This is a genomic window from Phytohabitans houttuyneae, from assembly GCF_011764425.1.
Classification (GTDB): Bacteria; Actinomycetota; Actinomycetes; order Mycobacteriales; family Micromonosporaceae; genus Phytohabitans; species Phytohabitans houttuyneae.
The window spans coordinates 1198251-1212449 of record NZ_BLPF01000004.1 but is presented as its reverse complement, the minus strand read 5'-3'; the positions used below and the strand labels follow the sequence as shown (position 1 = coordinate 1212449).

The 14199-nt window shown below is 71.5% G+C and carries 12 protein-coding genes and 2 pseudogenes; 5 read left to right on the top strand and 9 right to left on the bottom strand.

From position 1 onward, the window contains the following. The first annotated feature begins 86 nt into the window (after positions 1–86). The gene (locus tag Phou_RS47650; RefSeq protein ID WP_173070961.1) at positions 87–1502 is read left to right on the top strand and encodes an alpha,alpha-trehalose-phosphate synthase (UDP-forming); all 1416 of its coding nucleotides are present in this window, start codon (positions 87–89) and stop codon (positions 1500–1502) included. Positions 1503–2445: 943 nt separating this feature from the next. Here the strand turns inward: Phou_RS47650 and Phou_RS47645 are convergent. Then, entirely contained in the window at positions 2446–3243 is a 798-nt protein-coding gene (locus tag Phou_RS47645) for an alpha/beta hydrolase (protein ID WP_173070960.1), read from the bottom strand. Beyond that, positions 3240–4634 (bottom strand): flavin-containing monooxygenase, encoded by a 1395-nt coding sequence (locus Phou_RS47640; protein WP_173070959.1) that lies wholly within the window; start codon positions 4632–4634, stop codon positions 3240–3242. The genes Phou_RS47645 and Phou_RS47640 overlap by 4 nt, the downstream gene beginning before the upstream one ends. A gap of 106 nt (positions 4635–4740) precedes the next feature. Between Phou_RS47640 and Phou_RS47635 the strand changes: the two genes are divergently transcribed. Next, positions 4741–5097, top strand: a complete 357-nt coding sequence (locus tag Phou_RS47635) for a YciI family protein (protein WP_173070958.1) — start codon at positions 4741–4743, stop codon at positions 5095–5097. A 61-nt stretch (positions 5098–5158) separates the two neighbouring features. Here Phou_RS47635 and Phou_RS47630 read toward each other — a convergent pair whose 3' ends face one another. The 5 genes and pseudogenes from Phou_RS47630 to Phou_RS47610 all read right to left on the bottom strand — a co-directional run bounded on the left by Phou_RS47630 (position 5159) and on the right by Phou_RS47610 (position 8503). Further along, the gene (locus tag Phou_RS47630; RefSeq protein WP_173070957.1) at positions 5159–5788 is read right to left on the bottom strand and encodes a hypothetical protein; all 630 of its coding nucleotides are present in this window, start codon (positions 5786–5788) and stop codon (positions 5159–5161) included. 80 nt (positions 5789–5868) lie between these two features. Next, positions 5869–6546 carry an endonuclease/exonuclease/phosphatase family protein gene (locus tag Phou_RS47625; RefSeq protein ID WP_173070956.1) on the bottom strand — a complete coding sequence of 226 codons (678 nt, stop codon included), beginning with the start codon at positions 6544–6546 and terminating at the stop codon, positions 5869–5871. 135 nt (positions 6547–6681) lie between these two features. After that, a complete protein-coding gene (locus tag Phou_RS47620; protein ID WP_173070955.1) occupies positions 6682–7629 on the bottom strand; it encodes an ROK family glucokinase in 948 nt (315 codons plus the stop codon). Between the two features lie 172 nt (positions 7630–7801). Continuing rightward, a pseudogene (locus Phou_RS47615) lies at positions 7802–8060 on the bottom strand (hypothetical protein); the annotation flags it as partial. Continuing rightward, positions 8057–8503 carry an SRPBCC family protein gene (locus Phou_RS47610; protein ID WP_173070953.1) on the bottom strand — a complete coding sequence of 149 codons (447 nt, stop codon included), beginning with the start codon at positions 8501–8503 and terminating at the stop codon, positions 8057–8059. The gene Phou_RS47610 and the pseudogene Phou_RS47615, both read right to left, overlap by 4 nt. Positions 8504–8579: 76 nt before the next feature. Here Phou_RS47610 and Phou_RS47605 point away from each other — a divergent pair, with 76 nt between their 5' ends. From Phou_RS47605 to Phou_RS47595, 3 genes and pseudogenes are all read left to right on the top strand, one after another. Then, positions 8580–10376 carry an AMP-dependent synthetase/ligase gene (locus Phou_RS47605; protein ID WP_173070952.1) on the top strand — a complete coding sequence of 599 codons (1797 nt, stop codon included), beginning with the start codon at positions 8580–8582 and terminating at the stop codon, positions 10374–10376. A gap of 69 nt (positions 10377–10445) precedes the next feature. Then, a pseudogene (locus Phou_RS47600) lies at positions 10446–12109 on the top strand (sensor histidine kinase). Positions 12110–12116: 7 nt separating this feature from the next. Beyond that, positions 12117–12788, top strand: a complete 672-nt coding sequence (locus tag Phou_RS47595) for a response regulator transcription factor (RefSeq protein WP_173038679.1) — start codon at positions 12117–12119, stop codon at positions 12786–12788. Positions 12789–13086: 298 nt separating this feature from the next. On the opposite strand, the gene Phou_RS47590 is transcribed toward Phou_RS47595, so the two are convergent. Together Phou_RS47590 and Phou_RS47585 are read right to left on the bottom strand one after the other, a co-directional pair. After that, positions 13087–13521 carry a DUF4395 domain-containing protein gene (locus Phou_RS47590; protein WP_173070951.1) on the bottom strand — a complete coding sequence of 145 codons (435 nt, stop codon included), beginning with the start codon at positions 13519–13521 and terminating at the stop codon, positions 13087–13089. A gap of 119 nt (positions 13522–13640) precedes the next feature. Beyond that, entirely contained in the window at positions 13641–14096 is a 456-nt protein-coding gene (locus Phou_RS47585; protein WP_173070950.1) for a thioredoxin family protein, read from the bottom strand. Between the last annotated feature and the right edge of the window lie 103 nt (positions 14097–14199).

Here is a 14199-nt window from a genome sequence, read left to right as displayed (position 1 = left end):
ACTCCTAACACGCCAATTCCCCCGACCATGGCGCGCGGTTGTCGATGCCCTCTTCCGATCGCCGCCCCGCCGAAGCGAGGTGCCGAATGCGGCAGACTTCCCTCGTGGTGGTGGCCAACCGCCTGCCCGTCGACGACACAGTCGCGCCAGATGGCGCCTGTGAGTGGCGACGCAGCCCAGGCGGCCTGGTCAGTGCCCTGCATCCGATCCTTCACCACACCCCCGCGACCTGGGTGGGCTGGGCCGGTGGCACCGGCCCCGCACCGAGCCTGCCCGAGGTCGACGGAGTGCGCATGCACACGGTGGCCCTCACCGCCGACGACGTGCGTGAGCACTACGAAGGCTTCGCCAACGCCACACTCTGGCCCCTCTACCACGACGCCGTCGAGCAGCCCGTCTACCACCGCCGCTGGTGGGAGTCCTACCAGCGGGTCAACCAGCGCTTCGCCGAGGCGGCCGCGGAGATCGCGGAGCCCGGCGCGGTCGTGTGGGTGCAGGACTACCACCTCCAGCTCGTGCCCGGCATGCTCCGCGAGCTGCGGCCCGACCTGCTGATCGGGTTCTTCCTGCACGTGCCGTTTCCGCCGCCGGAGCTGTTCATGCAGCTCCCCCGCCGGGCCGAGCTGCTGCTCGGCATGCTCGGCGCCGACCTGGTCGGCTTCCAGCGGGCCCAGGCCGCGCACAACTTCGCCCAGCTCTGCGCCAAGGTGCTCAACGTGCCGGCCACCGACCGCCGCATCGCCGTCGAGGACCGGGTGGTGCGCATCGGCGCGTTCCCCGTCTCGATCGACATGGCCGAGATGGCGCAGCTCGCCGAGCAGCCGGAGGTGGTCGCGCGCGCGAAACAGTTCCGGGCCGACCTCGGCGAGCCGCAGCACATGATCCTCAGCGTGGACCGCATGGACTACACGAAGGGGATCGAGCACCGGCTGAAGGCGTACAGCGAGCTGCTGGCCGACGGCCACATCAAGGTCCGCGACACGGTGATGGTGCAGGTGGTGGTGCCGAGCCGCGAGCGCGTCGAGCAGTACCAGGTGCTCCGCGACCGGGTCGAGCACCGGGTGGGCCGCATCAACGGTGAGTTCGGCCGGGTGGGCGAGCCCGCCATCCACTACCTCAACCAGCCCTTCGACCGGGCCGAGCTCGTCGCGCTCTACCGGGCCGCCGACATCATGGTGGTCACCCCACTGCGCGACGGCATGAACCTGGTGGCCAAGGAGTACGTGGCCGCCCGCGTCGACAACACGGGCGCGCTGGTGCTGAGCGAGTTCGCCGGGGCGGCCGCCGAGCTGACCCAGGCGTACCTGGTCAACCCCCACGACCTCGACGGCCTGAAGCTGACGCTGATGCACGCCAAGGAGGCTTCCCCCGACGACGTCAACGCCCGGATGAGCGCGATGCGCGAGCACCTGCGCGGCCACGACATCCAGGCGTGGGCCCGCTCGTACCTGACGGCGCTCGACCACACGGGCTCCCTAGCCGCACGACTCCGCGCCGACTAGAAGCCCCGCGTCGACGCCCGCGGTGGTCCGGACCGCCGCGCGCGGTCCACGCACCCGCGGCCGGGCGTGGGCTCCTTGACCAGCGCGAGCCCGTCCGGCGTCGGGGTGCGGGACCACGCAGCGCCACCGCCAGCGCTCATCAACGAGCTCTCGCAGCGCGAGATCTGGAGAGAGCTTTCGGGGCAACGGCGGCACCGGGCGCCATAGCAGCCGTAAGTCGCCTAGATCTGCGTGGCGGCGGCTGTTGGTGTGGGCTTGCCGACTGCGGAGGGTGAGGCGGCCGCGGGAGCAACGGTCCGGACACGACGGATGTCGCGGCAGCTCACATCCGGCTCGGGCGGATCTACTGAAGGCCACGGAGATCCACCCACCCTTAAGCCGAAAGGTCTCCCTCCACGGCGCGGCGCCGTCGTGGAGACCTTCACTACCGTCAGCAACCATCCGTCGGGCACAAGCGGCACCACAATCGAGATCTTGGTGAGTTGGCGCGTTATTTCGACGCTAACTTGCCAAGATCTGCCGGAGCAGGCTCCCAAGTTGAGCTGGGCGACCGCGGAGGGTGAGGCTGCGGGAGCAACGGTCCGGACCACCACGGGCGTCGCGGTAGCTCGCGTCTGGTTCAAACGGATCTACTGAAGACCACGAAGATCCCACCCGAAGGGTCTCACCAAGATCTGCAGAGGGCCGGCCGGCTGCGAGCGTGAGACCGCATCGCAACGGCCTGGATCACCGCGAGCATCGCGTAGGCACCGCGCCCCGACGCCGACCCACATGTGCGCGGACCGCGTGGCAGCGCCGATCAAGGAGCCTCGGCGTTGGGCTTGTCCCCCGGGCCTGGCAGCGGAGGCCGGGGTTTCGGGGAGCCCTGGCGAGCCGCCGGCTGGAGCGGTGCCCGCGGGAGCGTGCGGTCCGCAGCTGGCGCGGACCGGGGCAAATCTGCTGCCTACGACCCGCCCTTTTCGAGCCAGTCGAGGATCGCGTCGATGGGCTCGCGCCAGCGGGCGTCGAGCATCAGGTCGTGGCCCATGCCGGGAAACATCAGCGGCGCGCCGCCGTAGCGGCGGGCAGCTCTTGTCAGTGCGGACGCCGGCACCACGCGGTCGTCGGGGCTGCCCACCACCAGCACCGGCGGGTCGCCCACGGCCGGCTCGGGGCCGCGGTGCAGCAGCAGCTGCCACTGGGCGCGGGCCGAGGCGCGGCCGAGGCGGTCGACGTATCCCCTGGCCACCGCGTCCGGCACCGCGCGGCTGAAGAGCTGGCGGCGGCTCAGCCGCAGGCGGCCGCCGACGATGGCCGGCAGCGTGCCCGCCGGGTTTCGCCGCAGCGCCGTGCCGAACGTGGCCCAGCCGCCCAGCACCGGCGCGGCCAGCACCGCGGCGCGTGCGGGGTAGCGGGCCAGCGCGCGCTCCACCACCAGGGCGCCCGCGCCGTGACCGACCAGCACGGCCTGGCGGGGCAGGCTGGCGGCGGCCTGCACGACGTCGTGCACATACGCCCGGAGGCTTGCCTTGGGTGCCGCACCGCTGGCGCCGTGGCCGCGCGGGCTGACCGCGTGCGCGGGGAAGCCGCGGCCGGCCGCGTGCTCCAGCCAGAACTCGGCGAACGCCCACGCGCCGTGCCCGAAGCCCGGCACGAACAGCACCGGCGGCTTGCCCTCGTCGAGCTCCGGCGTGGCGCTGCGCATCTCGCGGCGCACCGGCGGGACGGGCTTGGCCCAGTCGTCGAAGCGGATGAGCTTCATGCGCGCGCTCCCGCCAGGCCGTCGATCATCTTCTGCAGGGCCCGCAGGTAGTCCACGTGGCCGACCTCGAACCAGTGGCGCGGCGTCTCCTGGACCTTTGCGCCGGTCAAGCGCCGCTCGGGCGCCTTGGCGACCGTGCTCGCCCAGAACTCGCCGGCCCGCTGCGGCGCTGCCTCGCGCAGTCGCAGCCACCGCGCGATGGCCACGGTCTGCCAGTGCACGAGCGGGAGCAGGCCCGAGTCGGACTCCAGCAGCCCGGCCACGGCCAGCGTGGGGTGCCGCCGCGAGAAGGCGTGCAGGTGCAGCCTCGGCCGTCCCTCGGGCGTGGCGGCCAGCGTCTCCGGCGCCAGGAACTCGAAGCGCGGCCGGTATCCCGTCGCGGCGACCACGATGTCGGGCTCCACCTCGGTGCCGTCGGTGAGCTCCACGCTGTACTGCCGGAAGCGGGCGATGTCGGGCACCGGCGCGATGCCGCCGTGGCCGACGTGGTAGATCAGCTGGCTGTTGACGATCGGGTGGGTCTCGAAGACCTTGTGGTCGGGGCGCCGCATGCCGAAGCGCCGCAGGTCGCCCACCGTCAGCCGGAGCGTGCGCTGCAGCAGCCACTGCCGCAGCCACAGCGGGAGGCGCAGCCGCAGGATCGCGTCGTGGAACTGGTCGGCGGGGCGGCCGAGCACGTACTTCGGCGCGTACCAATACCCGCGCCGTGTCGAGTGCCAGCAGCGGGACGCCTGCTGCGCCGCCTCGACCGCGATGTCACAGCCGGTGTTGCCGCCGCCGATCACGAGCACCCGCTTGCCGCGCAGCTCGGCCGGGTCCTTGTACGCCGAGGAGTGGATCACGCGGCCCTTGAAGTCGTCGAGGCCCTGGTAGGCCGGGAGGTTGGGCGACCAGTTGTGCCCGTTGGCGACGACCACCCCCAGGTATCTGTGGGTGCGCTCCGCGCCATATCCCCCCGTGCTGCGGGTGGTCACGTCCCACCGCATCCCGTCGGCCGGCTCGACCTTGACGACCTCGGTGCCGAACCAGATGTGCGGGCGCAGGTCGAAATGGTCGGCGTAGCGCTCGAGGTAGGACAGCACATGGCTGTGGTGCGGGTAGTCCGGCCAGTCGTCCGGCATCGGAAAGTCCGGGTACTGCGTGAAGGGCTTGGACGAGATCAGGTGCGCGCTCCCGTAGACCGGGCTGCGGTCATGGCGCCAATTCCACCCTCCGCCGACACCGGTCTCGCGCTCGTAGCAGTCGACGCCGAAGCCGTGCTCCCTGAGGTTTTTTATCGCGACAAGGCCACTGGGCCCGGCGCCGACGACGCAGACGGTGTCACCCCGGTCGTAAACCGGGCGCCCGTCCCGCCAAAGGGTCGCACTGTCGTGGTCGGTGGAGGTGGTCACCGAGTCTCCTTGAAATCGCGGCTGCGAAATCCTCTCGGCTGCCCGACCCCTTTGTCCACCCCGAGAGAGTGTTTAAGCGGTATGAACGCCACTATTGTGCGTCTGCATGAAGTTCGACCAGCACACAATGGTGCTCCTGGTCCGGCCGCCGGAGCCGCCCGAGCTCACCGAAGAGGAGGCGGACGCGCTGCAGGACGCCCACCTCGCGTACATGGCGGGACTGCACGCGGCCGGCAAGGTGCTGGCGGCCGGCCCGCTGGTCGGTCAGGACGACGAGCGCCTGCGCGGCGTGGTGTACCTGACCGTGCCGCCGGACGAGGCCCGCGCGCTCTATGAGCAGGACCCGTCCGTGCGTGCCGGCCGCCTCGCTGTCGAGGTGATGAGCTGGCTGGTTCCCGAGGGCCTTGTCGCTTTCGAGGGTGGCGGCCGCCTCCCGACCTCCATGTCCGACGCCCAGGCGTGAAGCCGGCTCCGCCGGCTGGGTGACCAGCGACGCTGAGGGCCGCTGGTCACCCGTGGTGGGCTCAGCCCTCGGCCGCGCCCACCGCCTCCCGCGCCGGCGCGGGGCGCAGGATGGCGCGGAGCACCACGACCGTCGCGGCCATCAGCGCGACGTAGAGCGGCACGCCCGCGCCCAACTGCTGGGCCATCGCGGCCAGCGGCGGGTAGTCGGCGGCCGGCGCCAGCGGGGCGGAGGGGTCACCCAGCGCCTGCGTCACCCGCTCGGCCACCCACGTGCCACGGCCGACGAGCATGTCGTGCGCGATCGGTCCGGGCGTGGTCACCATGGCGAAGGCGGTACCGGCCACGGTGGCGTACAGCCACGGGATCCAGCGCTTGGACGCCGGCGCCACGGCACGCGCGAGCCACACCGCGAACGGCATGATGAGCGCCAGCGCGGGCGTCAGCGCGACGAAGGCGAACGACGAGTCGAGCAGCCAGTGCACCGTCCACCCGATCGCGGGGCCACCCTCGTCGAGGTAGACGGAGTGGAACCAGAACATCGCCAGACCGCCGATGTAGCACATCATCAGCGCCGTCACCAGCAGTGCCAGGCGGGAGGCGGGGTCACGGTAGAAGTCCCGGTAGGCCCGAAGGGCCAGGGACGGACCGGTGGGGGCGGGCGTGAGGACGGCGCGAATCGAGGGCAACACGGCACTCTCCATAGATACATATAGATATCTCTATGGAGAGTGTTACCCCGATGAGCGTGAATACAGCTCCCCCAAGGGATTCACGTGAAGTGAAGGTGCGCGACCACAGGAAAATGATCGCTCGCGCGCAGCGCGTCGGGCGTGTCCACCACGTCGTATCCGAGCACCGTCACCCGCGGATCCACGAAGAGCGCGTCGATTCGCTCACGCGGGTTTGCGCAGGAAAACGTGGGTCTGTCGGCGCCACCGGCCTCGGCCGCGGCGTCCGTCATTCCCTCGGCGAGAATGCGCCACGCGTCACCTAAAAATGACTCATTCAAATCTGCGCCGAGCACGACCGGCAAATCTATTTTGGACGTCTCGGCCCGCAGCGCGGTCGCTTGCGCCGGCCGCTCGTCCGGGTACTTCGACAGGTGGGAGCCGACCACCACGAACCGCGTCGGGCCCACCGAGCACTCCGCGAAGGCCGCACCCCGCAGGTGCCGCCCCGGCGTGTGCGGCAGGCGGATCGACCACGCGTCGTGCACCCGCACCCGAAGGGTGGTCAGCACCAGGTTGCCCAGGGACGGCAGCCCGCCGGCGGCGACCACCATGCCGAACGAGCGGGCCAGCGCCGCGGTCTTGCCGCGCCAGCGGAAGCGGCGCGGCCCCTCCTGCACGATCAGCACATCCGGCGCCACATCCCGGACCACCGCGGCGAGCGCGTCCTGGTCGTCCCGCTGGCTGTGCACGTTGTACGTCAGCACCCGCAGATCCACCGCACCTCCAGGTTCGCTCGCTCGTGCGGCACCAAAGGCGACGTCTTCCTCCGCCGGCCCGAAACCCCGACTCCGTCGGCGGGCCGGCTCCGTCCAGACGCCGCCGCGCCAACTCGCTCGCTCACGGCTACGACCCTATCGGCGGCGCGCGAGGTCTCCCGCACCGACCACGCCGGCCGCGTTGCCCATCTCGGCGGCCTTCAGCTCGGCCACCGGCACGCGGCCGCGCTGCGCAAGGGAGTCCACATAGGAGCGTCCGGCGGGACCGAGCAGCAGGTCGCCTGCCTCCACCACGCCACCGCCCACGACGAGCATCTGCGGGTCGAGGATCTGCACCATGTCGGCGAGCGCGATGCCGAGCCAGTGCCCGATCTGCGCGAACGCCTGCCGCGACACCGCATCGCCATCCATCGCCGCGGCCGTCACCATCGGCCCGGTGATCGACTCGGCGTCGCCGTCGGCCAGCTCCAGGAGGGCCGGCGCGTTGCCCGGCTCCTGGCGGGCCCCGGCGCGCGCGAAGCGGACCAGCGCGTTGCCGCTCGCGTACTGCTCCAGGCAGCCGTACCGCCCGCAGCCGCACAGGTGTCCCTCGGGCACGGACAGCATGTGTCCCAGCTCGGCGGCGACGCCGTGGGTGCCGCGGACGAGGTCGCCGCCGAGCACGATCGCGCCGCCCACGCCGGTGCCGATGGTGAACATGACCATCGAGTCCTCGGCCTGCCGGGCCGCGCCGAAGCGGAACTCCGCCCAGGCGGCCGCGTTGGCGTCGTTTTCGACGATGACCGGCAGGCCGGTGGCGGCGCTGACGTACTCGCGGAGGGGCTCGTCGCGCCACGCGATGTTCGGCGCGAAGAGCACGTTCGAGCGGGAGGCGTCGATCCAGCCGGCGGCGCCGATGCCGACCGCCTCGATCTCGCGCCCGGCGGCCAGCTCGGCGACCGCCTCGATGATCACGTCGCGCGTCTTGGCCACATCATCGGCGGGGGTGTCGCGGCGCGTCTGCGCCAGCACCGCGCCGGTCGGGTCGACGACGCCAGCGGCGACCTTGGTACCGCCGATGTCCACACCGATGGTCAGCGTCAACGCCGTGTCCCCTCTGTCGAGCGCCCTACCTACTACGGCCCTGGATAATGACTGGCCCGGGTGGCCGCGCGCCAGACATCCTCCTCATCGTCCCGCGAACCGGAATCCGGCGTCGCGGGTTCGGGGGCGCTCGCTCCGCCCTCCGGAGGCCCCGAGGGCTGTGGCGTCGACAGCGACCGCAGCAGGCTCGCCACCCCGGCCGCGAAGTCGCCGGCACCCGTCGCCACCCGCTCGGCGAACTCGGGGTTGGGGTCGCGCATCGCGGCGATCACCCGGCACAGCGGGCACACGCAGCACTCGGCTGACCCGGTGGCGACCGGACCGTGTGCCGGCACGGCACCGAAGATGGCGCCGGATGAGACCGTGGCCAGCACGGTGGCGACCAGGCGCTCGGCCTCCTGGCGGGCGGAGGCGGGATCGGTCGGGTTCATGCGTCCCCCTCGGCCCGGCGCTTGAGCTGCTTCAAAGCGGTATCCATGATCATTTTCTCCGCCTTGCGGCGGAACATTCCCAGCATGCCCACCGACAACTCCACCTCCAAGGTGTAGGTGACGGTGGTCGTACCGTCGCCGTTGTCGGCGATGTCGTACGACCCGTTCTGCACCTTCTGCATCTTTGACGGCCCGACCAGGTGCCACTCGATCCGGGAGATGTCCTCGGCGTACTCGTATGCCAGGGTGTACTCGTCCGCGATGACACCGGCGTCGAGGGTAAACCGCACCTGGCTGGCGTAGCCGTCCTCGTACTCCTCGAGCACCTCGACCCGCTTCATCGCGTCGGTCCACTCGGGGTAGCTGGCGAAGTCGCAGATGACGGCCGCGACCCGCTCGGGCGGCGCGGCGACGACGATCGACTGGGTGGAGGAGTCCGCCATGCCGGCGAGGTTACCCGTGCAAGCGGAGAAGCCCTGTTCCCGGGTAGGTTGCGGATAGTTTTCCGTGAGGAGTGCCGTGCGCGAGTTCGCCGTACCGCCGGTGGTGACGATCGACGCCACCGCCAACCTGACCGACCCTGTCTGGGACAACGCCGAGGTGGCACCCGAAACGGTCCAGTTCTCGCGGCGGACGCCCGAGGGGTGGGTCGACGTGACCTGCGCCCAGTTCCGGGACGAGGTCGTGGCGCTGGCCCGCGGCCTTGTCGCGGCGGGCGTGGAGCCCGGTGACCGGGTGGCCCTGATGAGCAAGACGCGCTACGAGTGGACCCTGATCGACTACGCGATCTGGTCCGCCGGCGGCGTCACCGTGCCGATCTACGAGACCTCGAGCGCCGAGCAGGTGGCCTGGATCCTGTCCGACTCGGGCGCCACCGCCGCCTTCGTGGAGACCAACACCCACGCGCTGGCCGTGGCCGGCGTCCGTGAGGATGTCCCGGCCCTCGCGCAGGTGTGGCAGATCGAGACCGGCGACCTGGCGGCGCTGGTCGAGCGGGGCGCGGGCGTCGAGGCGGCCGAGATCGACCGCCGCCGCGCCGCGGTCAACGCGGACGACATCGCCACGATCATCTACACCAGTGGCACCACCGGTCGCCCCAAGGGCTGCGTGCTCACCCACCGCAACATCCACTCGGACATCAAGAACGCCATCCCCGGCCTGCACAACCTCTTCCACCAGGGCGCGTCGACGCTGCTGTTCCTGCCGCTGGCGCACTCGTTCGCCCGGCTGATCCAGGTCGGCGTGGTCACCGCGCGGGCCCGGATGGGGCACTGCTCCGACGTGAAAAACCTGGTGACCGACCTCCAGGGCTTCCGGCCCACGTTCGTGCTCTCGGTGCCGCGGGTCTTCGAAAAGGTGTACAACACGGCCAAGCAGCGGGCCCACGGCGACGGCAAGGGCAAGATCTTCGACCGGGCCGAGGCGGTCGCCATCGCGTACAGCGAGGGGTTGGACAAGCCCGGCGGCCCGAGCCTCGGCGTCAAGCTCCAGCACGCGCTCTTCGACCGCCTTGTCTACGGCAAGATTCGCGCCGCCCTCGGCGGCCAGTGCGCCGACGCGATCTCCGGCGGGGCACCGCTGGGCGTGCGGCTCGCGCACTTCTTCCGCGGCGTGGGGGTCACCGTCTACGAGGGGTACGGGCTGACCGAGACCTCACCCGCCGTCGCGGTCAACCTTCAAAACGCGATCCGCATCGGTACCGTCGGCCGCCCGCTGCCCGGCGTGACCGTCCGCATCGCCGAAGACGGCGAGATCCTGATCAAGGGCGACATCGTCTTTCCGCGGTACTGGAACAACGAGGACGCCACGGCCGAGGTGCTCGACGGCGACGGGTGGTTCCACAGCGGTGACCTGGGCGAGCTCGACGGCGACGGATACCTCAAGATCACCGGCCGCAAGAAGGAGATCATCGTCACCGCGGGCGGCAAAAACGTCGCACCCGCGATGCTCGAAGACCGCGTCCGGGCCCACCCCCTGGTGAGCCAGACGCTCGTCATCGGCGACCGGCAGCCGTTCATCGCGGCGCTCGTCACCATCGACGAGGAGGCGTGGCCGAAGTGGCTGGCCTCGGCGGGCTATCCCGAGACCGACACGGTCGCCGACCGCCGCGACGACGACAAGCTGCGCGCCGAGATCCAGAAGGCGGTCGACGAGGCCAACAAGTCCGTCTCGCACGCCGAGGCGATCAAGGTGTTCCGCGTCCTGCCGCACGACTTCACCGAGGCCACCGGCGAGCTGACGCCCTCGCTGAAGGTGAAGCGCGGCGTGGTGCACAAGACGTACGCCGACGAGATCGCGGCCATCTACGGAGGCTGAGAGTTGCTCCAGTTCCCCACCGCGGCGCGAGGGCGCCCTCGCCCCCACGGGCGGCCACGGCCACACCCGCTGGCCGTGGCGGCGCGCCTCGTCGTGCTCGCCCTCGTCGCGGTGCTCACGCTGATCACCACGCGCGAGGTGGAGCAGCTGCGGTGGATCGGGCTGCTGGCGGTGGCGGCGATACCCGGCATCCTGGCCCGCGCCACCCGATCCTCGGGCCGCTCGGCCGCTTCGCCGAAGTGATCATCGTGGGGCTGGCGGCCGGCAAGGTCGCGGCCGAGGCGCAGATCCAGGGCACGCTCGGCTCGGGTCTCGGCGCGGAGGCGATGCTGCCGTACCTGGCCGTCCCACTCACCGTCGCCACCCTCTACCGCCGCAGCCGCGAGGCGCTCGCGCTGCTCGGCGTGGCCGCGGCGACGCTGCTCTTCGGCGGCGCGGTGACCGAGGTCAACGACGAGCGCCTGATCACCGACGGCGGCTACCTGCTGGCCACCGCGCAGTGGCTCATCCTCGCCGCGGTCGGCATCACCGCCGCCGGCACCCTCCACCGGGTGCTGCAGGCGCGCGGCGACGGCAACCGGCCACCGCAGCCGTACGCCGAGGCCACCCGCCTGCTCACCCAGCTGCGCAGCGTCGCCCGCCAGCTCCCCGGCGCCACGCTCGACCCCGGTGGCATCGCCGAGCACCTGCTGGACGAGCTGCGCACGATCACGCGGGCCGACCGGGCGGCGGTGCTGACCGCGAGCGGGGGCGGCCGCCTCGTCGTGCTCGCGCAGACCGGCGTCGACCGGGTGGACTGGGAGACCACCCTGGACGCCGACTCGGCCATCGCCGACGCCTGGGCGAGCCAGCAGCCGCAGACCGCGCACCGGTCGCAGGCGCGTTCTCACCGCAAGGGAGACGTTTCGGCCCTTGTGGTGCCACTCGTGGCCGGCGTCCGCACTGTCGGATTGGTGACTCTCGAGGCTGATGTCACCAACGCGTACCCCTCATCGGTCGTAGATAAGGTGACCGCCGTGACGGGCCCCGCGGCCCTCCGGCTGGAGGCCGCGCTGCTGTTCGACGAGGTCCGTTCGCTCGCGACGAACGAGGAGCGGCAGCGCCTCGCGCGCGAGATTCACGACGGCGTGGCGCAGGAGCTGGTGATGGTCGGGTACGGGATCGACAACGCCCTGGCGCTGCTCCCGGAGGACGCCAAGGAGAGCGGCGAGGAGCTGCGTACGCTCCGCGCGGAGGTCACTCGCGTCATCACTGAGCTGCGGCTCAGCCTTTTCGAGCTGCGCAGCGAGGTCGACCGGCAGGGTGGCCTGGCGGCCGCGATCTCCGAGTACGCGCGGCAGGTCGGCGCCTCCGCGGGGCTCCGCGTCCACTACACCTTGGACGAGTCGACCGCCCGCCTGCCGGCCGCCACGGAGGCCGAACTGCTCCGCATCGCCCAGGAGGCGATCACCAACGCACGCAAACACGCCGGTGCCTCGAACCTCTGGGTCACGTGCGCCGTCGATCCACCGTTCGCTCAAATAGAAGTGTCGGATGACGGTCAGGGCATCGCTGACCAGCGGCCGGACGGAAGGTACGGCCTTGCGATCATGGCGGAGAGAGCGGAACGTATCCGTGGCCGACTAGAGATCAGGCCACGTCATCCGAGCGGTACAACTGTCGCTGTCGTGCTGGGAAGCTCGCCCCGGCGCGATAGCGTGCGCGATAGCGTAAATGCACCAGAAGGGGAGTAAGCCCAGCATGACCACCAGCCCCACACCGCCGACTACCCGCACCAAGGTCCTCCTCGTCGATGACCACGACCTGATCCGCAAGGGTCTTCGGCACGCGTTCGAGCGGGACCGCCAGTTCGAGGTCGTGGGTGAGGCGGCCACGGCTGCAGAGGGGGTCCGCCAGGCCGGCGCGCTCCAGCCCGACGTCGTGATCATGGACCTGCGCCTGCCCGACGGCAGCGGCCTCGAAGCCACCCGCGCGCTGCGCAAGTCCTCGGCCACGATGGGCATCGTCGTCCTGACCATGTATGCGGGCGACGACCAGCTCTTCGGTGCCCTGGAGGCGGGCGCCAGCGCGTTCGTGCCGAAGACCGCCCCGGCCGACGAGGTGGTGGCGGCCGCCCGGCACGCGGCCTCCTCGCCCAGCGCGTTCACCGCGGCCGACCTAGCCGAGGCGATGAAGCGCCGGCTCGCACCTTCCGGCCCGCAGCTGTCGCCGCGTGAGGGCCAGGTGCTCCGCCTGCTCGCCGACGGCATGAGCGTGGCCGGGATCGCCAAGCAGCTGTTCGTGAGCGAGTCCACGGCAAAGACCCACATCTCGAAGCTGTACGAGAAGCTCGGCGCGGCCAACCGGGCCCAGGCCCTGATGACCGCCCTGCGGCTGGGCCTGCTCGAAGCGCCCGACGCACCGAAGTTCTGAGCGACAACCCAGAGGATCCATTCCAGAGCGGCGCTCGGCGGGCCGCGCCCGCAGCGTGGGCGCGGCTTTTCGCGTCGCACCTGCCGCGGATGGTCGGGCCGCGGTAACACGGGTTCGCTGCGGAGGCTCTCGACCTGGGCGTACGAATGCGCCCACGGACCACCGCCCGCGGACGGTGAGGCGGCGGGAACGCACCCCAAGAAGACGCTCCGCTGCGCTCCACGTCTCCCCGGGGGCCCGCGCAACGGTCCGGACCACCGCGGACGTCGCGGTAGCTCAAAATCCTTGGAATGAACCCTTAGGGCGCGGGGATCCGGGCGGCCAGCGGCCGTCCAGTCAGCCGGCGGAACGCCAGGAATGCCTCGCAGCCCAGGCACAGGCCGAACGCCGCGTTGAGAAAGGCCGCGACCAGCGCGAACGCGGCCATCACGAGGCCGAGTGCGGTGGCGCCGGACAGGTAGCCGGCCGCGGCCACGAGCGTGAACCCGAAGCCGAGCACCTGTGCGAAGCGCACCGGCGCGGCCGGCTCCAGCTCTGCCGGGCGGCCCAGGCGGGGCGCGACCAGCGCGCGGTACAGCAGGCCGTACGGGCCGCGGCGGGGGTCAACGGCAGTGATGGCGAAGACCGCCGCCTGCACGAGGGCGAGCCATCCTGAGCCGGTGATCAGGACGGCGACGATGACGGCGGCGGTGAGCGCCGCGGCGAAGCGCGGCCCGCGAGGGTCGAGCAGCATGAAGGGCCTCCGGGGGTACAACGAGACGGACTGAGCGGTGGGTCAGCCGTCCGTACAGAGGCTCGCCGCGAGCCGGCCGTGGTCGACGGCGCGGCGGCGGGTCAGGTGCGCGCCCTCCGTCATGACGCCGGCTCGAGCAGTGGGGCGACCGCCGCGATGACCTGACCCTTGGCCGGCACGCCGGAGGCGCGCTGGACCACCCGGCCGCTCCGGTCGACGATCAGCACCGTGGGCGTGCGCCAGATGCCGAGCTCCCGGACCGCGTCCAGGTGGCTCTCGGCGTCGACCTCCACGTGCCGCACCCCGTCGACGGCGCCGGCCACGTCGGCGCAAACCCGCCGGACGGCCCGGCACGGCGCGCAGAACGCGGACGAAAACTGCAGAAGCGTCGCCGGCGTGCCCTCAAGGACGCCGAGGGCGGTCAGGAGCGCGGGCACCGACGGCGGCGTGTCGCGCGGCTGGGTCGAGGTGGCGCGGAGGCGACCGTCACGGCGGCGGCGCCACAGGCCGAACGCGGTCGCGGCAGCCAGCGCCGCCGCGGCCACGACGAGGCCGGTCCATGCCGTTTGGTCCACGTCAACCACGGTGACATGTCACCGTCAGAATGACCATGATGTCTCGCCGGCTGGGCGAACCTCACACCGGCGCGTTCGGGCGTAGTCTGCCCGTACGGGCGGG